This window comes from Brevibacillus sp. RS1.1 (assembly GCF_013284365.1).
Lineage (GTDB): Bacteria > Bacillota > Bacilli > Brevibacillales > Brevibacillaceae > Brevibacillus > Brevibacillus brevis_D.
Map to the genome: position 1 here is coordinate 405,056 of NZ_JABSVA010000005.1, position 17,116 is coordinate 422,171.

The 17,116-nt window shown below is 51.3% G+C and carries 19 protein-coding genes; all 19 read right to left on the bottom strand.

The features are described 5' to 3' along the window. Positions 1 to 81 precede the first annotated feature (81 nt). Positions 82 to 1,524, bottom strand: a complete 1,443-nt coding sequence (locus HP570_RS19120; RefSeq protein ID WP_173626767.1) for an NAD-dependent succinate-semialdehyde dehydrogenase — start codon at positions 1,522 to 1,524, stop codon at positions 82 to 84. Positions 1,525 to 1,548: 24 nt separating this feature from the next. Further along, positions 1,549 to 2,052, bottom strand: coding sequence for a 1,2-phenylacetyl-CoA epoxidase subunit PaaD (paaD, locus tag HP570_RS19125; RefSeq protein ID WP_015893216.1), 504 nt, complete (start codon positions 2,050 to 2,052; stop codon positions 1,549 to 1,551). Between the two features lie 18 nt (positions 2,053 to 2,070). After that, complete coding sequence (gene paaC / locus HP570_RS19130) at positions 2,071 to 2,904, bottom strand: 1,2-phenylacetyl-CoA epoxidase subunit PaaC (protein ID WP_173626768.1); 834 nt, start codon at positions 2,902 to 2,904, stop codon at positions 2,071 to 2,073. Positions 2,905 to 2,921: 17 nt separating this feature from the next. After that, positions 2,922 to 3,254: a 1,2-phenylacetyl-CoA epoxidase subunit PaaB gene (paaB, locus tag HP570_RS19135; protein ID WP_015893218.1), complete on the bottom strand. Its 333-nt coding sequence runs from the start codon at positions 3,252 to 3,254 to the stop codon at positions 2,922 to 2,924. Between the two features lie 10 nt (positions 3,255 to 3,264). After that, entirely contained in the window at positions 3,265 to 4,233 is a 969-nt protein-coding gene (paaA, locus tag HP570_RS19140; RefSeq protein WP_172141338.1) for a 1,2-phenylacetyl-CoA epoxidase subunit PaaA, read from the bottom strand. A 115-nt stretch (positions 4,234 to 4,348) separates the two neighbouring features. Next, positions 4,349 to 5,176 carry a methyl-accepting chemotaxis protein gene (locus HP570_RS19145; protein WP_173626769.1) on the bottom strand — a complete coding sequence of 276 codons (828 nt, stop codon included), beginning with the start codon at positions 5,174 to 5,176 and terminating at the stop codon, positions 4,349 to 4,351. Between the two features lie 84 nt (positions 5,177 to 5,260). Continuing rightward, positions 5,261 to 6,448, bottom strand: a complete 1,188-nt coding sequence (locus HP570_RS19150; RefSeq protein ID WP_173626770.1) for an ABC transporter substrate-binding protein — start codon at positions 6,446 to 6,448, stop codon at positions 5,261 to 5,263. 33 nt (positions 6,449 to 6,481) lie between these two features. Beyond that, a complete protein-coding gene (locus HP570_RS19155; protein WP_173626815.1) occupies positions 6,482 to 7,225 on the bottom strand; it encodes an ABC transporter ATP-binding protein in 744 nt (247 codons plus the stop codon). A gap of 22 nt (positions 7,226 to 7,247) precedes the next feature. After that, on the bottom strand, positions 7,248 to 8,009 hold the full coding sequence (locus HP570_RS19160) for an ABC transporter ATP-binding protein (protein ID WP_173626771.1): 762 nt from the start codon (positions 8,007 to 8,009) through the stop codon (positions 7,248 to 7,250). Continuing rightward, positions 8,006 to 9,034 carry a branched-chain amino acid ABC transporter permease gene (locus HP570_RS19165; RefSeq protein WP_173626772.1) on the bottom strand — a complete coding sequence of 343 codons (1,029 nt, stop codon included), beginning with the start codon at positions 9,032 to 9,034 and terminating at the stop codon, positions 8,006 to 8,008. The genes HP570_RS19160 and HP570_RS19165 overlap by 4 nt, the downstream gene beginning before the upstream one ends. Beyond that, positions 9,034 to 9,912 carry a branched-chain amino acid ABC transporter permease gene (locus tag HP570_RS19170; protein WP_173626773.1) on the bottom strand — a complete coding sequence of 293 codons (879 nt, stop codon included), beginning with the start codon at positions 9,910 to 9,912 and terminating at the stop codon, positions 9,034 to 9,036. Before HP570_RS19170 ends, HP570_RS19165 begins: the two co-directional genes overlap by 1 nt. 135 nt (positions 9,913 to 10,047) lie before the next feature. Then, positions 10,048 to 10,875 carry a phenylacetic acid degradation operon negative regulatory protein PaaX gene (paaX, locus tag HP570_RS19175; RefSeq protein WP_173626774.1) on the bottom strand — a complete coding sequence of 276 codons (828 nt, stop codon included), beginning with the start codon at positions 10,873 to 10,875 and terminating at the stop codon, positions 10,048 to 10,050. Positions 10,876 to 11,044: 169 nt separating this feature from the next. Next, positions 11,045 to 11,470 (bottom strand): thioesterase family protein, encoded by a 426-nt coding sequence (locus HP570_RS19180; RefSeq protein WP_142496946.1) that lies wholly within the window; start codon positions 11,468 to 11,470, stop codon positions 11,045 to 11,047. 27 nt (positions 11,471 to 11,497) lie between these two features. Continuing rightward, positions 11,498 to 12,697 carry a thiolase family protein gene (locus tag HP570_RS19185; RefSeq protein WP_173626775.1) on the bottom strand — a complete coding sequence of 400 codons (1,200 nt, stop codon included), beginning with the start codon at positions 12,695 to 12,697 and terminating at the stop codon, positions 11,498 to 11,500. A gap of 33 nt (positions 12,698 to 12,730) precedes the next feature. Next, entirely contained in the window at positions 12,731 to 13,930 is a 1,200-nt protein-coding gene (locus tag HP570_RS19190; RefSeq protein ID WP_173626776.1) for a thiolase family protein, read from the bottom strand. Continuing rightward, positions 13,927 to 14,682 carry a 3-hydroxyacyl-CoA dehydrogenase family protein gene (locus HP570_RS19195; protein WP_173626777.1) on the bottom strand — a complete coding sequence of 252 codons (756 nt, stop codon included), beginning with the start codon at positions 14,680 to 14,682 and terminating at the stop codon, positions 13,927 to 13,929. Before HP570_RS19195 ends, HP570_RS19190 begins: the two co-directional genes overlap by 4 nt. Continuing rightward, entirely contained in the window at positions 14,666 to 15,523 is an 858-nt protein-coding gene (locus tag HP570_RS19200) for a 3-hydroxyacyl-CoA dehydrogenase family protein (protein ID WP_015893231.1), read from the bottom strand. Before HP570_RS19200 ends, HP570_RS19195 begins: the two co-directional genes overlap by 17 nt. A gap of 22 nt (positions 15,524 to 15,545) precedes the next feature. Beyond that, entirely contained in the window at positions 15,546 to 16,325 is a 780-nt protein-coding gene (locus HP570_RS19205) for an enoyl-CoA hydratase-related protein (RefSeq protein ID WP_015893232.1), read from the bottom strand. A gap of 9 nt (positions 16,326 to 16,334) precedes the next feature. Then, positions 16,335 to 17,108 carry an enoyl-CoA hydratase-related protein gene (locus HP570_RS19210; RefSeq protein WP_173626778.1) on the bottom strand — a complete coding sequence of 258 codons (774 nt, stop codon included), beginning with the start codon at positions 17,106 to 17,108 and terminating at the stop codon, positions 16,335 to 16,337. Positions 17,109 to 17,116 lie beyond the last annotated feature (8 nt).

Sequence of the window (17,116 nt, forward strand, 5' to 3'; positions counted from 1 at the left end):
CATCGGTACGTTTTAAAATCTTTCCCATATGAAAATAAAGAAGAGTCCAGATCTTGTCTGAACTCTTCTTCCTTTCTAATCTTATAGTCCAAAGGAAACGAACTTCGTCTCCAAATACTCATCCATTCCGTAGCGGCCACCCTCACGGCCGATTCCGCTTTCCTTGAAACCACCAAACGGCGCTTGTGTCTGGGTTGGCGATCCGTCATTGATCCCGACGATTCCGTATTCGAGGAGCTCAGCCATGCGGAAGCAACGCTGATTATCGCGGGTGTACACATAGGCAGCCAAGCCGTAACGTGTGTCGTTTGCCATCTGTACGACATCCGCTTCCTCGGTAAAACGCACGAGTGGAACGACAGGGCCGAATGTTTCCTCAAAGGAGATTTTCATATCCGTTGTAACGCCAGCAATCAAGGTCGGTTCGCAATAGAAGCCCTTCGCATAATCACCTTCAACCAAACGATTTCCGCCGTATACCACTTGCCCGCCTTTGTCCTTGGCATCCTCGATATGCTCGAGCACCTTGTTCAGGGCACGTTCGTTCACCAGTGGGCCGATCTCCGTCTCTTTCTGGCGACCATCCCCTACCTTCGCACGCTTCAAACGCTCTACCAGCTTTTCTGTAAACGCATCTGCGACATCCTCGTGGACGTACAGACGGTTCGTGCAAATGCACATTTGACCGGAGTTGCGGAACTTGCTCTCAAACAGACCTTTTACGGCTGCATCCAGATCGGCATCCGGGAAAACGATGAACGGTGCGTGACCACCAAGCTCCATGCTGACGCGCTTCACTTGCTTCGCCGCGCCTTCCATCAGCAGCTTGCCGACACGGGTGGAGCCTGTAAATCCGATTTTGGAGAGCTTCGGATTGTCGATAAACTCCTTCCCAATCGATTCCGGATTTCCAATGACGAGGTTTACGACGCCTTTTGGAAAGCCAGCCTGCTCAATCAGCTCAAACATGCGAATCGCAGACAACGGCGTGCTTTCTGCTGGCTTTAAAACCACCGTGCAGCCCGCAGCCAAAGCCGGAGCGATTTTACGTGCAACCATGTTCACCGGGAAATTCCATGGGGTAATCGCCCCTACCACTCCTACAGGCTGACGGAGCACCATGATGCGCTTATTCGCAACCGAGGATGGGATCGTTTCTCCATTGACACGCTTGGCCTCTTCTGCGTACCAAACAAAGTTATCAGCAGCACCCAGCACTTCGCCTTTTGCCTCGCCCAAAGGCTTGCCCATTTCAGCAGAAATGATGCCCGCCAGTTCATCCCGATTGTTTTTCACCAGCTCGGACAAGCTGTACAAATATTTGGCGCGCTCACGAGCAGTCAGTCGAGACCAACTGGCAAATGCTTGATGAGCAGCGTCGATGGCCTTGTTGGCATCACGCCCATCACCGAAGGTTACGGTGCCAACTGTTTCACCTGTAGCCGGATTCGTAATTTGAATGGACTCGCCACTCTCGGCATTCACCCATTCTCCATTAATAAACATTTGCTTGTACTCTCCCATGACATTCGCTCCTCTCAATCTCTCTCAATAGATTGGTTTTAGGGCCTCAAATGGATTTTTGCAGTGCCGGCAATACAAAATACTTCGACAAGCAGCAGGGCCAAACAAATTTTCCATTTGCGTATACGGGGAATCACAATAGGGACAGGCTACTTCCCATGTGTCTCCCGGTTTGAAGTCAAGCGGTGGCGGCGCGATGCCAAAGCTTTTCAGCTTATCGCGGGCATCCAAAGCGATACGATCAGATGTCCAGGCTGGATCATAGACGAACGCTACCTGAACCTGATTGATTCCTTCTGCCTCCACCAGCTTTTCTGTGATGTTTCTCTTCATGATCTCGAGTGCCGGACAGCCGACAAAGGTAGGGAGCACCTCGACGTGTACGACGTCTGCCTCGACGCGCACTTTGTGGATCATCCCCATCTCTACCATGCTAATCACCGGAATTTCGGGATCAGTTACTTGCTGCAGCAGTTCCCAGCATGTCGCTTCAAGCCCTTCATGCAGTTGCAGTTCTTCTTGCGCCATGAGAGAATCACCCCTTTTTTACCAGCCCGCAGCCGGATCAATGCGATACACTTCAGACAAGGTTGCCAAAGCTTGCACCAGATCAGCAGTATGTTCACCATGACGGCCGCGCTCTTGTGGCACTCCTGGCTCACCTGGCCAGTCAAGTCCTGCATTTTCAAAAATGTCTTTGGTCAGTGTCAGCCATTTTTGTTTCAGTTGCTCTTCTTCTGCAATCAGGCCAAATTGAACGATATCGACTTGGTTTGGTCCAAGCTGAGGCAACTCCCCGGCATCCTTCCAAACTTTTGCGATGGCTACCTCCAGCCTCTGACGGGCATCAGCCGTACTGTTTGCCAATTGCTTCAACCAAACTTGCCAGTGCATCAGATGGTAGCGATGCTCTGTCATCATTTTGCGACTGATCAGCGCGAGTGGTGCGTATGACGACTGCGTAAGAGCCTCCAAGCGAACCTGCTTGTATAAGCCGTACACATAGCTGCGAACAATCGCATAAGCCCAATCATAATGGGGATGATCATTGTATTCGCCGTCGCCGTTTTTACGCTCTACCAAGATCGCATTGGAAAACGCCTTCGCCTCGCGCAGCTGTGCGAGATCGTCTGCTTTGCCCACTCCTAGTTGCTCGAGCATGTCATAAAACATTACGGCATGGCCCATCATGTCCTGAGACATCGATGAAAAAGCCACATCTTCTTCAATATGCGGAGCCAGCCCAAGCCATTCCGATCCGCGATAAGCCAATATAAAATCGTCATCAGCAAGCTGGAACAACAGGTCGGTCAAGGCTTTTGCAAATGACGGATTTTGTTTTGCTGCTTCCACTGTTTCTACCTGTAAACGGTCGCCCATGATTGTATCCCTCCTGCTTAACTGCCGTTGCCTGCATGCTTCTGTTTTTCTTCGTACTGCTCACGATGGTGGCGCCATCTCGACTGCAAATCGCCGTATCCTTTGGTCTCTCGGTAGCTCTTGTTGTCGAGTCTTTCCAAGAAAGGACGCTCCTCTGGCGGGAGTCCAAAAATGTCGTCGCGCTTGACTACCCACAAATTAAAACAAGGCTCACGGCGCAGGAAATTCTCCCTCGCCATGCTCAAAGCAACTTCTTTATTGGGTGCCAACAAACTGAACTGTTGAACGAACGGAGCATTTACGCTTTTTTGGCTGAATACTTCGTATATGAAAAAGTTTTCGTTGCTCATCCACATTCACCTACCCTACTTGTCGGCCGTACGACATTATCGCATCGCGCACCCATTTGGTTTCCTCATAAGACATTACCCGAAGATTCAGACGATGAGCGGAGCGTGGTCCGTTCCCCTTGACGATTTGCTTGAACTCTTCCCAGTCAGGCTGTTGGTAGACCCATTTGCCTTCTGCCTCGTCGAAGTAAATCGTATCGTCTGGCACTGTGAAGCCAAGATGGAAAATACGTGGCACATACTTTTCCAGGAATACTTGGCGCAATTCTTCATTCGTCTGTGTACGAATCTTGTAGCGCATGTTGGCTTCCTGATTACTCGTAATGTTGCCGTTTTCCGGTGGTCCGAAAAACATCAAGAGGGAAGGCCACCAACGATGGATCGCATCTTGTAGCATTTGACGCTGTTCATCAGTGCCTTCTGCCAACTCCAAGACGATGCTCTCCCCGTGCTGGGCGTGGAACTTTTCTTCCGCACAGATCCGATGCAGAGCGCGGGCGTAAGGTGCATAAGATGTATCGAGGGACATCGATTGTGTAATGATAGCCGCTCCGTCAACTAGCCAGCCAATCACACCAGCATCAGCCCAGGTAGGCGCTTCCATGTGGAATACATTGTGAAATTTCAGTCTCTTTGAAAACAAATCATTCATGATATCCTCGCGCGTCTTGCCTAATGGCTCAAGCAAGTCTTCTGCGACGCGAAGGAGCAATTGACCATGCCCCATCTCGTCCTGGACCTTCGCCATAATCGCCAGCTTTCTGCGCAATGTTGGCGCCTTTGGTACCCATTCCTTTTCCGGCAAGGCACCCATGATCTCACTGATGCCATGCATCGAAATCAGCTTGATCAACTGGTTGCGATAGTCGTCTGGCATCCAATCGTCTGCCTCTATTTTTTCCCCGCGATCGATTCTCGCTAAAAACGCTTCCAACTTTTCGTTTTCAGTCAGATCGGCATGTTCGAGCCTCATTTGCATGGAGAACGCCCTCCTTTTATCAGATATGCATTATGATAAAATTATAATACGTTTTTATAACGCAATAATAACATATCGTCATACGTTTTTGCAATACGCTTACATGGAGACTCTCCTATTCTCCGCGCCCAGTTATATCTGCTGCCTTTTTCAACTGCTCGGCCATATGTCGCAGCTCTTGCATGACTGCATCCAGCTCCTGTATACGGGTCGACTGCTGTACACTGTGATTCATCGTCTTCTCCATTTCACTCGTTACCGTCCCGACGAGTGCATTCATTTCATCTAATAGACTGAAAATGCCTTTCGCTGAAGTAGCGGTCGTCTGGGAAAGCTGACGGATTTCCTCTGCAACGACGGAAAAGCCGCGACCAGCAGCCCCTGCACGAGCCGCTTCGAGGACGGCATTCAAGCCGAGTACATTGGAGCGCGTTGAGATATTGCGGATCAATTCGTTGATCTGGGTCGTTTCTGCAATTTTCAGCCCTAATTGACCGGCTGCATCACTCAGCGTGTGGCTCGCTTGTGCCAAATGGTCTGCGTCCGTTGCCAGACTTTCTGTGTGCTGCGCGATATTTTCTAGCGCGTCCGTCAAGTTTTGAGCCAAGCCGTGCAAGCGATCCTCTTGATCGGTCGTCACGCCTGTCGCCAAGCATCCGACTACCTGCCCGTTTTCAACAAGCGGATAACCGACTGCGATATATGGGACGCCGTATAGCTCTTTGGAAATCTTCTTCACGACCCGCTTCCCCTCTTTTACCGCCGTCGCATTGATACTCCCCGGGCGCAATTCATCTCCTACTCGAATCCCCAGGTTCAAGCCCTGTGCCGGATAATAGGCGAGAAACTTCTCTTTGTCAGTGACTCCTACCATACATTCGGACAAAAATGCCTTTTGTAAAATCGGTGCAACCATTAAGACGCTATTCAGCAATTGAGACATGCATGCTCCTCCTACCCTTGTGATGAAAACAACGATTCCCCCCGCATTCTTTTTCACAACGCGGAGGGAACGAACTTCTTTCACTTATTTAACGAGCTGGAATTTTCCATCCTTCACTTCAACCATGATCATGCTGTCTTCTGTCAGACCGTTATGATCATCAGCCGTGAACTTGAATTCTCCGGTTACCCCTACGTATTTCACCTTTTCCAATACTTCGCCTAGTTTGGATGTGTCGCCACCTGCTTGCTTCAAGCCTTCCACGAGCAAGTTCAAGCCGTCGTATCCGTATCCCGCGAATCCGTCTGGATGCGTATTGTAGGCGGCTTGATAGCCATCCACGAATTTTTTGATGATCGCAGATTGCGGATCGTCCGCCGCTACTTGTTCAGGAATGAGCAGTTTTCCAGCTACCATCAGGACACCCTCGCCGGCGTCTCCAATCAGTTCGAGGAATTTGCTGTTCGCAGAGCCATGGCTGCTAATAATCGGAATAGTGAGGTTCAGTTGCTTCGCTTCCTTCACAATTGTGGCTGGTCCAGGGTTCGTCCCTGCCACAATTAGCGCCTGTGCGTCCGTCCCTTTGATCTTGGTCAATTGAGAGCTCATGGACGGGTCTTTTGTGCCGTACTTTTCTTCCGCTACAATCGTGATGCCGTACTCTGGCGCATATTTTTGCAGCTGCGTCGTCCAGCCACTTCCATATGGATTGCTGTCATTGAGCGTAGCTATTTTGGTAATGCCTTTTTCCTTCAAATACTTGAAGATGCGCTTCGTTCCGTGTACGTCTGTGTGCGGTGTTTTGTAGATGTTGGCACGAACTGGATTGGTGATTTGGTCTGCTGCTGCCATCGAGATCAGCGGGAGCTTTTCTGATGCGGCATACTCAGCCATCCCGAGAGACGGACCACTGCCTGAGGAGCCGAGTACAGCTACGACCTTTTCTTTCGATGCGAGTTTTTTGATCGCTTTTACCGCTTCTGTATTGTCGGACTTGTCGTCTTCAAAAATGACTTCCAACGGTCGGCCATCCACTCCACCTGCGCCGTTGATTTCTTTTACCAACAGCTCTACCGCTTGCTTCTCCGGTACGCCGAGCGGACTGTTCGGACCCGTCAGCGAGAAAATAGCGCCGACCTTGATCGTGTCCTTGCTGGCGCCACCAGTGCCTGATTCTGCTGCTGGCGTAGCGCCGCCTCCACAGGCGCTCAAGAATACGAGCGAAGCGACTGCTGCTGGAAATAGCCATTTTTTGAATGTTCGTTTTTTCATGGGTGTACCCCCTCATGTATGTGATTATCTTTGTTAAACAGCTTCATGTGAGCTTCCCAAATAAGCAGATTGTACACGCGGGTCATTGCTTATCTCGTCTGCCTTCCCTTCCAGCATGACGGTACCCGTACTGAGTACGTAAGCTCGGTCGGAAATAGCGAGCGCTGCGCGAGCATTTTGCTCGACCAACAGCACCGTGGTGCCCCATTCCGAACGAATCTCCTGCACAATCGTCAGGATTTCCTTGGCAATGAGCGGAGCCAGTCCTAGTGAAGGCTCGTCCAACAAGAGAAGCTGCGGTCGAGACAAAAGCGCCCTGCCGATGGCGAGCATCTGCTGTTGCCCCCCGGAAAGCGTTCCTCCGAGCTGCCATTTCCGCTCTGCCAAAATGGGAAAACGTTCATACACCGTCTCCATTTCTTTGGCAATTTCCTTTTTGCTCGTCTTGGGCATCCGATGCGAGGCACCCAGCCATAAATTGTCCTCAACTGTCAGCGTGGAAAAAATTTGTCTGCGCTCCGGTACATGCGCCATGCCCCGAGGTACCACCAGCTCCGCAGGAACGCGCGTAATGTCCGCGTCTCGAAACCAAATCTTCCCCTCCTTGTCGCCGTGCAGACCGCAGATACAGTTCAAAAGTGTCGTTTTGCCTGCCCCATTTGCACCCAACAGGGAGACGATCTCGCCCTCGTTCACTTCTAGAGTAATGCCGTGTAGCACTTCCACCGGGCCGTAGCGAGCCCTGATGTTGTCTACTGTAAGGACTGTCTTCCCCATCATGTTCCACCTCTTTCGCGCTTCATTCTGCACCCAGATACGCCGCAATCACTCGTGGGTTCTCCTGAATCTCACGCGGGGTTCCTTCTGCGATTTTTGATCCTTGATCCAATACAACGATGCGGTCCGCAATCGTCATGATCATGTCCATGTCATGCTCCACTAGCAAAATAGCCGTTCCGTTGTCGCGAACCTCGCAAAACATGCGGCTCATCTCCGCCGTCTCGGTATGATTCAGACCCGCAGCAGGCTCGTCCAACAAGAGCAACCGCGGCTTGGCTACCATCGCGCGGGCAATCTCCATCAGCCGCAGCTTCCCGTACGGCAAGCTCCCAGCCAGCGAGGCCGCCAACTCTGCTAGCCCTACATTCTCGATCCACGTCCGTGCCTGCTCCTGCATTAGCTTCTCTTCCTTACGGGACTTTGCCAGATTCATGCCGCAGGAAAAGAGACTCGCACTTGTCTTGGTATGCATGCCGACCATCACGTTTTCCAAGACGGTCATATCGTCAAACGTCTGGAGGTTTTGAAAGGTTCGTGTGATGCCTAATCCGGCATATTCATAGCCTGGCACACGTGACAACGGCTGGCCGCTGAAGCGAATCTCACCTTCCGAAGGCGGGATCACACCCGACACCATGTTGAGTACCGTGCTTTTTCCAGCGCCATTCGGACCGATCAGCGCAAGGATTTCTCCTTCCCGCACTTGAAAATCTACTTGATTCACTGCCCGTACGCCGCCAAAATCACGAGAGAGCTTTTGCACATCCAAAAGTGTCGTCATGTTGTAGCCTTCCTTTCCACCTGCTGCTTTCGCTGTGCTTCCTCAGCCATGCCCCTCGCCTTTTTCGCCTGCCCTTTTTCGAAAGCAGTCCGGATACGCGGAACCAATCCTTCTGGCATGAACATGATGAACAGCACGAGAATCGCACCGAATACAATCGTGTCCACATCCCCCTGCAAGCCCGGCACCACCTCACTCAAAAGGACCAGCCCCTCACTGATAAAGCCAATCAGGATCGTCCCGACCAAAGCGCCCCAGATGCTTGTCATCCCGCCGATGACGACCATCGTGAGAAACTTGATCGACTCATGCAGTCCAAACGGCTGCGGATCGAGAATTCCCATGTAATGGGCGTACAGGCCGCCGGAAATACCAGCGAACATGCCGCTTACTACAAAGGCATTCAGCTTGAACTTGCGGACATCAATTCCCATCGAGGTCGCAGCAATCTCACTTTTGTGAATCGCCCGAAACGCTCTGCCGACCCGTGAATTTAAGAGATTGAGTGAGAAGAGCAGCACACAGGTGACGACTCCCCAAATCAGAAAGTACATGGACAGCTCGCTTCCACCGAAGAAAGTCATTTGTGGAATGCTGATCATCCCGTTTGCTCCCCCTGTGACCGGCTCCCATTCCGTAATCCCGATCTGGACGATGTAGCCAAATGCGAGCGTTGCCATCGCGAGGTAGTAGCCTTGCAGCCCCGCTATCGCCCGCCCGAGGATAAAGGCGAATAGCCCTGGAACAATCGCAGCAGCAATGAGACCGATAAATGGCGACAGACCGTACTTTGTCGTCAAAACTGCCGAGGTATAGGCACCTATCCCCCAAAACGCTGCTTGTCCCAGCGAAATTTGTCCAGCCAGCCCCATCACGAGGCATAGCCCGATGGTTACAATTGCTTGAAGACCGATAATAATTCCGACAGAACGATAGTATTCATCTGGCATCACGAATGGAAAAAGAATCATCAAGAACAGATAAATTCCTATGCTTTTGCCCCACTTATCGATGATCTGCTTCATCATAGCCCTCCTTTTCCAACACTGCGTTCTCCAAAGATGCCGGATGGCTTAATCAACAGCATGCCGATCAACACCAGAAAAGCGATCGCGTCCTTCATACCGGAACTGATGTAACCAGCTCCCAGTGACTCAACGATCCCGAGTAAAAAGGCGGCTACGGCTGCACCCAATGGATTTCCCAGTCCGCCAAGAATGGCTGCGGAAAAGCCTTTGATTCCGAGCAGCACGCCGACATCGTAGGACGTTACGGAAAGCGGCGCGATCACGATACCTGCAATCGCTCCGGTAGCTCCACTGATGGCGAAGGCCAGCATACTCATCTTTGTCGGGCTAATCCCCATCAGGCGAGCTGCCATCGGGTTGACCGAACAGGCATTAATTTTTTTGCCGAGAATCGTCTTGTCCATCAAGTACCAAAGTAGAAAAAGAATGATAAGAACAGCAGCCAAAATCCAGATACTTTGTTGTGCGATCATCACGCCACCGAACGAGATCGGCTCATTGCTCGTAATCGGTTCGAGGGCAAACGCATCCTTTCCCCAAATAAAGCTGGCAATGCCGCGAATCAGTGTGGATATCCCTATCGTCAAAATAATCAAACTAATCGGATTAGCCTTTTTTACGTAAGCGATTACATATTTCTGCATCAAAACACCGATCAAGGTGACCGTGAGGATCGCGAGCAATGCCGCCAACCCATACGGAAGATTCATGCCAATCAAGGCTACTGTAACCATTCCGCCCAGCATCAAAAATTCACCCTGCGCCAGATTAATCACCTTGCTTACGCTGTAAATCGTGATGAAACCAACCGCTACGATCGCGTAAATCCCGCCACTGACGAGTCCGTTTGCAACGTACTGCAGCAATTCCGTCATATTCGTGCTGTACCCCCTTTGTTTCTCGCCCACCAAATCATACCCAAGTAAAACGCTTACATTTTAAATAATGGAAAATTTATTGATGAAATAAAGACCCTAGACGTGCTAGGGCCTTTCCTTCGGAGCTTTCGCCTATGCGGATGGCGCAGCTTCATACACGGTCTCGAAGAATCGTACTGCCCCTGGATTCAATAGCTGGTAGTAATTTTGGAACAACTGATCCGCCTCTTTGCCCAACCACAGCTCTGGCAACAATTCCTGCGGCAAATCAGGATCGATGAACAAGAACTTGCGGTATTGGTGGACGAGCTTTGTCTTTTCCACGAAGCAATGGCTGTCTGGAACCTCTTCCCCATTGCTGAGTTTTGCTGAAAGCTGCTCATATTCCTCTCGGTAGGCATCGATGAAGGCCTTGTATTTTTCATTGATTTCATCGATGTCCCAGCATTTCTGCACGAGCTGCTTCGGATTGCTCCAACCCATATGCTCGGATGTAAAAATCTCGACATACTCTGTAATCTCGTGGGCTTCCGTCAGGTCCTTCACGCGATCACTGAGGTTATTCGGGCTGATCCATGTGCTTGTCGTCAGCATCCCGAAACCCATCCAGCCCAGCTCCTTGCGCAGTTGATCACGCAGCGCTCGACGCTCCTCGGGAATGTTGTAGCTGGCAATGCACCACTTGCCGTCCCACACATCTGTCTCGACCTTATAAATACGTGCCGCTGCCTCTTCCAGCCGCTTTTTGCCGCGGTCGGATACCGAGTAGAAGCTGCGGTTCCCTACTTTTCGCGATTCCAGCCAGCCTTGGCGAAGCATCCGGGAGATCGCTGCACGGACAGCAGGCTCCGACAGTCCGAATTCCCCCATCAGCTTGGTCAGACTACCAATCCAGATTTCGCTTCCATAATGGCGGACGTATTCACCGTAAATTGTAAAAAGCATGGATTGTGGCTTCACGTTTCTTCTACCCCCAAATCGATTCATACCTATTAGCTGTGTGAAATTGTACCATATTCTGTAGGAAGTGCGTGAATCGATCGAGAGTATATGACGATAAAATCGTATAACGTAATTTTAACGTAATTATAGTAAAACATTTTAAAAGAGTCAATTTATTCTGTCAAATTTATAATTCCCTACTTGCTTCCTGATTGATCTCTGCTTGCAAGGCCTCAAAGCGTTGCTTGATCTCGTCCTTTTTGAAGATGGCCTGGACGAACGTCCCGAGTCCGACACGATTACGTGTAGTGTCCGCCGTAACCTCGCACACTACGCGTTTTTCGGTAACCTGCACACAGGTAGCCCGGAACGTGACCTCCTGACCAATTACAGCTGGGCCGACATGCTTGATATCTACAGCAAATCCCGAGCCCTCTTCATCGGCTTCCAGGTACGGTAAAATAACACGTCTTCCCGCCCATTCCATGTAATAAATCATGCTGACTGTCGACATCACAGGATGCACGACTTGGCCTTCAAAAACAGGAAGCATGTCCTTTGTCACTGTCACAGTAAATTCTTCCGTCGTACCCGGCTGCAGTCTATCTATCAAGAGTACCTGCCTCCCTATCTGTCCAAGCTACACACGCTCGATAATCGTCGCAATTCCCTGTCCAACTCCAATGCACATCGCGGCCAATCCGTAACGGGCATCACGTCGCTCCATTTCATACAAAAGAGTAGTAAGGATGCGCGCTCCACTACACCCGAGCGGATGACCCAAAGCAATCGCTCCGCCATTTACGTTGACCAGATCAGGGTTGACTCCCAGCTCGCGTACGCTTGCCACTGCCTGCGCCGCAAAAGCCTCGTTGAATTCGAACAGATCAATCTGCGAAAGCGTCAAGCCTGCCTGCTTCAGTACTTTTCGCGTAGCAGGTACAGGTCCAATTCCCATCACGGATGGATCAACGCCTGCGACTGCGGATGCGACGATCCTTGCACGAGGCTTCAAACCGGCTGCAAGAGCCGCTTCCTGTTCCATGATGAGCAGAGCGCAGGCTCCATCATTTAGACCGCTGGAGTTGCCTGCTGTGACGCTGCCATCTGCTTGGAATGCTGGTTTCAGCTTTTGCAGCTGTTCGATAGTCGTCTCCGGACGTGCATGCTCATCGTGTTCAAACAGCGTAACCTCGCCTTTTCGCTCTTTCAGCTCTACCGGAACGATCTCTGCCTCCCACTTTCCTTTTGCCAAGGCATGTGCGTAATTTTGCTGACTGCGCAATGCAAACTCATCCTGCGCTTCGCGGCTAATGCCGTATTGCTCCGCTACCTTCTCCGCAGTTTCCCCCAAGCTGATCGGCGGATACATCTCTTTCATTTTTTCGTTGACCAATCGCCAGCCCAACGTCGTATCAACTAACTGCTGATTGCCGCGCTGAAAAGCCGTGCCAGGCTTCATCATCACCAGCGGAGAGCGTGTCATGCTCTCTGTCCCGCCCGCGATATAGACGTGACCTGCTCCGGCTTTGATTGCATTCGCGCTTTGGTTCACAGCCTCCAGACCTGAGCCACACAGGCGGTTCACAGTCACTCCCGGCACCTCGACAGGCAATCCCGCCAATAGAAGTGACATACGCGCGACATTGCGGTTGTCCTCCCCAGCCTGATTGGCACAGCCCATGATGACATCATCTATCATCTTCGGATCGATGGAATTGCGTTCCAGCAGCTTTTGAATCACCAATGCGCCCAGGTCATCCGGGCGCACATCCTTCAACGCACCACCAATGCGGCCGATTGGCGTGCGCACAGCATCTATGATGACAGGTGTACCCATTCTTCCACTCCTCCCATGCACAAGGGCTTTTTTCTATAGCGCTTCTACTAACGTGGCCAATCCTTGACCGCCGCCTATGCACAACGAAACGATTCCGTATTTCTTTTGGCGACGTCTCAGCTCGAAAAGAATCGTACCTGCCAGGCGGGCACCGCTCATTCCGAGTGGATGACCCAAGGCGATTGCCCCACCGTTCACATTGGTTTTCAGAGGGTCCAATCCCAGTTCTCTCATGCAGGCGAGTGACTGGGAAGCAAACGCTTCATTTAACTCAAACAGGTCGATTTGCTCTACCGTCATGTTCGTTTCTGCGAGCAGCTTGCGGATCGCAGCGACCGGACCAATGCCCATAATGCGCGGATCTACACCAGTGCTGACGAAATGAACAATCCGCCCCAAAGGAGCGACGCCTGCCTTTTGCAGCATTTCTTCATTCATCAAGAGCAAAGCCGCTGCGCCATCGTTGATACCCGAGGAATTGCCTGCTGTGACGCTACCATCTCTTCGGAAGGCAGGTCGCAACTTGGACAATGACTCCACACTAGAATCTCTTCTTGGGAATTCATCCGTATCAAACAGCGTCTCTTCCCCTTTTTTCCCTTTTAACGTGATGGGAATGATCTCATCGCGGAACAGACCTGCATCTATCGCGGTGATAGCCCGTGACTGGCTCTCTGCTGCAAAACGATCCTGATCGTCGCGACTGATACCGAATTGCTCTGCCACGTTTTCTGCGGTATCTCCCATGGTCAGATCGCCATAGATCGAAACAGGAGCAGAACGAGGTCCGCCAAAAGACTCGATCAGTGTCTGTCCGCCGCGTTGATACGGCTGCTCGAATTTTTCCATGATGTACGGTGAACGAGTCAAATTCTCTACACCGCCAGCCAGCATGACCTGACTATGTCCTGCCTGGATGGACTGCGCAGCCAAATTGACTGCCTCCAGCCCGGATGCACATACCCGATTCACAGTCAGTCCAGGTATGGTGTCAGGAAGCCCTGCTTTCAACAAACCAACGCGGGCAATGTTAATAAACGGTCCAGCCGAAATGACGTTACCCATGATGACCCCATCAACAATCTCACCGGATTGTCCTGCCTTCGCAAGCGCTCCATTCAAGACAATGGCTGTCAGGTCGTCGATGGGGGTGTTCTTCAGACTTCCGCCCAGCTTGCCGATTGGTGTACGTACGGCTGCTGCTACGTACACCTCCTTGTTAGTCAAGCTCATGCCTCTACACCCACTTTTTCTTCGTACGTGTAAAAGCCTTGCCCACTGCGTACGCCGACTCGCCCTGCCAGCACCAGCTTTCGTAATAGCGGCGCAGTGCGATAACGCTCCTCTGCCAGATCCCGTTGCAAGCCTCTCGATATCGCAAAAATCTCATCCAAGCCAACGCGATCTGCCCATTCGAGAGGACCGTATGGGTAGTTGGTGCCTTTTTTCATCGCGATATCAATATCAGTAGCCGTTGCTGTTTTTTCCATCAGAGTAAAGGCTGCCTCGTTGATAATGAGTGTTAAAATGCGCGGGAATACGAGACCTACCTCGTCGTTTACGGTTTCCGTCTCTTTCCCGAGCGATTGAAAGAAGCCTTCTGTTGCTTGAATCGTATCCAGCTCCGTTTGCAGAGCAGGGGCAATCTCGAACAGCTCCCGTTCGACCAAGGGTACGAGCGTTCCAAATCCGCAAACGCGTTCAGGATGCTGTGTCCAGGACGCTACTTCTGTCGCTGTAATCGCGAGCGAAGTCGTGATGATCGGTACGTTTGGTGGCAATAGGTCATCCAGCTCGCGTACCTGCCTCTTTTTCGCCTGCATATCCACGCTATTTACTTCCACAGCCAATTCAACCAGCTCAGGTTCCGCCATTGCTTCTGCAAGCGTAAGCACCTGGTAGCCTCTTTCCACCATCAATTGATTCAACTCTGCGTACAGCGGGCTTGTGCCCACGAGCAATACAGCCTTATTTGTTGTAGTCATAGAAGCCTTCCCCCGTCTTTCTGCCCAAGCTACCGGATTGAACCATTTGTTGCTGAATCCGGCTAGGCTTAAATCGTCCTTCATGGAAGAAGTCGGTATAGACCGATTTGGTGGTGGCAAAATTGATGTCGATGCCAATCATGTCTTGCAGCTCAAACGGTCCCATTTTGAATCCGCCAGCCAGCTTCATGATGCGGTCAATCTGCTCTACACCTGCCACATGATCGCCCAGGATGCGCAATGCTTCATTATAATAAGGACGCGCGATACGATTGACGATAAAGCCAGGGGTGTCCGTCACCAGAACAGGCACCTTGCCCAACTCTTGCGCAAATCGATACGCCATCTCCACATTTTCCTCGCTCGATTTTTTCCCGCGAATAACCTCAACCAAAGGCATGACGGGTGCAGGATTGAAAAAATGAAAGCCAAGAATGCGCTCGGGATGCGAAAGCCCTCCTGCAATCTCCGTAATCGAGATGGAGGAAGTATTCGTTAGTAAAAGGGCATCCTCTCTGCAAATCCCAGAAAGCTGGCTGAAAATGCTTTTTTTCAAATCAAGACGCTCTGGCACCGCTTCGATGACGATATCGCAGTCTGCTAACTGCTCCATTTCCGAAACGAGATGGACCAGCTCTAGCGTCTCTGTCATTTCTTGCTCGCTGATTTTGTTTTTCTCCACGTCTTTTGTCAGGATCGATTCCAAATAGACAAGGGCTTTGTCCAGCACCGCCTGATTTGCATCCAGCAGCATGACCTGATGTCCTTTGCGAGCGCAGACGAGAGCGATCCCCGCTCCCATCGTTCCCGCCCCAATGACGCCTACTGTTTTTATACTCACTTGGGCTTGCCTCCCTTCGCCTCTAACGGCCTGTAAAACGAGGCGCACGTTTTTCCATGAAAGCGGTGACCCCTTCTTTGTGATCCTCTGTGCTGCCAGCCGCCTCTTGTGCAAAAGCTTCATATTCCAAGGTCTCTTCCAACCCCATCTCAAGCCCTTTGTACATCGTGCGCTTGATCAAACCAATGCCCTTCGTCGGCAGTGACGCCAGCTTGCGCGCATACGCCAACGCATCCTCCATGAAGCTCTCCGCAGGGTACACCTGATTGACCAATCCAATTCGCAGTGCTTCCTCAGCAGTAACCTTTTCCCCCGTCATCGCCAGCTCCAACGCCTTGCCGATCCCGACGATGCGCGGCAAGAAGTAGCAGCCCCCTGAATCAGGAACGAGCCCGATGTTGACGAAGGCATTGACGAAGGATGCCTTTTCCGATGCCAGACGAATATCGCACGCCAGCGCAACACTCATGCCTGCACCTGCTGCTACACCATTAACCGCTGCGATGATTGGCTTCTCTGTTTTTTGAAACTGGAGGATCATTGGATTATAGCGATCCCGCAAGAAAGCCCCGTAATCCACGTCTCCTCCTCCAGCAACGTCACTGAGATCCTGACCCGCATTGAACGCCTTCCCTGCTCCGGTAAGAACGATGCAACGCACGTCCGCATCCTTCTGTGCTTGCTTCAACGCATCAGTGATTTCCTTGTTCATGACGGCTGTAAACGCATTGAATTTGTCCGGACGGTTCAAGGTCACTACTGCTATGCCTTCTGACACTTCATAAAGAATCGTTTCGTACATGGCCGCCTCCTAATGTCCCGTAAAACGGGGTTTGCGCTTCTCCAGAAATGCTTGCATGCCTTCTTTTCGATCTTCGCTTGCCAAAAGAAGATAAAAGCTGTTTCGCTCATAATCCATTCCCTCTTGAAGAGCGAGATCACCAGCTTTGTACACGGATTTTTTGATGACCTGTACCGCGAGCGGCGGCTGCTGGGCGATTTGCTTCGCCAGCTTGAGCGCTTCCTGATAGTACGCTTCTACTGGCACTACCCGATTGACCAATCCGTATTTCAACGCTTCTTTGGCCGAAATCGGTTCACCTGTGAGCAGCATCTCCAGTGCTTTTCGTTCACCTACCACACGCGTCAGACGCTGTGTACCACCAGCCCCAGGCATGACTCCCAGCTTGATTTCAGGTTGGCCAATGACGGCTGTCTCCGAAGCGATCACAATGTCGCAGTTCATCATTAATTCACAGCCACCACCGAGCACAAAGCCACTGACAGCACCAATAATCGGCTTGGAGATGAGTGAGATGCGATCCCAAACCGCAAACTGATTGCGCTTCATGATGTCGATGGCTGATGCTTCCGCCATTTCATTAATGTCGGCACCCGCTGCGAACGCCCTCGCGTTGCCAGTCAGGATGATCACCCGTATATCCGGGTCGCGGTCCATTTGCTCCAGCTGGTCAACCAATTCGTCGATGAGCTGCAAATTCAGCGCGTTTAGAATCTTCGGTCGATTCAACGTAATGATACCGACACCATCTTCACTGGCTACGCTAATATATTCATAGGCCATGAACTGTC

What these genes read in the sequence shown, in the direction of transcription:
- HP570_RS19190 (WP_173626776.1), bottom strand. Translation starts at nt 13,930, where the DNA reads ATGAGCTTGACTAACAAGGAGGTGTACGTAGCAGCAGCCGTACGTACA.
- HP570_RS19205 (WP_015893232.1), bottom strand. Translation starts at nt 16,325, where the DNA reads ATGTACGAAACGATTCTTTATGAAGTGTCAGAAGGCATAGCAGTAGTG.
- paaA (WP_172141338.1), bottom strand. Translation starts at nt 4,233, where the DNA reads ATGCAAATGAGGCTCGAACATGCCGATCTGACTGAAAACGAAAAGTTG.
- HP570_RS19195 (WP_173626777.1), bottom strand. Translation starts at nt 14,682, where the DNA reads ATGACTACAACAAATAAGGCTGTATTGCTCGTGGGCACAAGCCCGCTG.
- HP570_RS19120 (WP_173626767.1), bottom strand. Translation starts at nt 1,524, where the DNA reads ATGGGAGAGTACAAGCAAATGTTTATTAATGGAGAATGGGTGAATGCC.
- paaC (WP_173626768.1), bottom strand. Translation starts at nt 2,904, where the DNA reads ATGGGCGACCGTTTACAGGTAGAAACAGTGGAAGCAGCAAAACAAAAT.
- paaB (WP_015893218.1), bottom strand. Translation starts at nt 3,254, where the DNA reads ATGAGCAACGAAAACTTTTTCATATACGAAGTATTCAGCCAAAAAAGC.
- paaD (WP_015893216.1), bottom strand. Translation starts at nt 2,052, where the DNA reads ATGGCGCAAGAAGAACTGCAACTGCATGAAGGGCTTGAAGCGACATGC.
- HP570_RS19210 (WP_173626778.1), bottom strand. Translation starts at nt 17,108, where the DNA reads ATGGCCTATGAATATATTAGCGTAGCCAGTGAAGATGGTGTCGGTATC.
- HP570_RS19150 (WP_173626770.1), bottom strand. Translation starts at nt 6,448, where the DNA reads ATGAAAAAACGAACATTCAAAAAATGGCTATTTCCAGCAGCAGTCGCT.
- HP570_RS19155 (WP_173626815.1), bottom strand. Translation starts at nt 7,225, where the DNA reads ATGGGGAAGACAGTCCTTACAGTAGACAACATCAGGGCTCGCTACGGC.
- HP570_RS19145 (WP_173626769.1), bottom strand. Translation starts at nt 5,176, where the DNA reads ATGTCTCAATTGCTGAATAGCGTCTTAATGGTTGCACCGATTTTACAA.
- HP570_RS19170 (WP_173626773.1), bottom strand. Translation starts at nt 9,912, where the DNA reads ATGACGGAATTGCTGCAGTACGTTGCAAACGGACTCGTCAGTGGCGGG.
- HP570_RS19165 (WP_173626772.1), bottom strand. Translation starts at nt 9,034, where the DNA reads ATGAAGCAGATCATCGATAAGTGGGGCAAAAGCATAGGAATTTATCTG.
- HP570_RS19160 (WP_173626771.1), bottom strand. Translation starts at nt 8,009, where the DNA reads ATGACGACACTTTTGGATGTGCAAAAGCTCTCTCGTGATTTTGGCGGC.
- HP570_RS19185 (WP_173626775.1), bottom strand. Translation starts at nt 12,697, where the DNA reads ATGGGTACACCTGTCATCATAGATGCTGTGCGCACGCCAATCGGCCGC.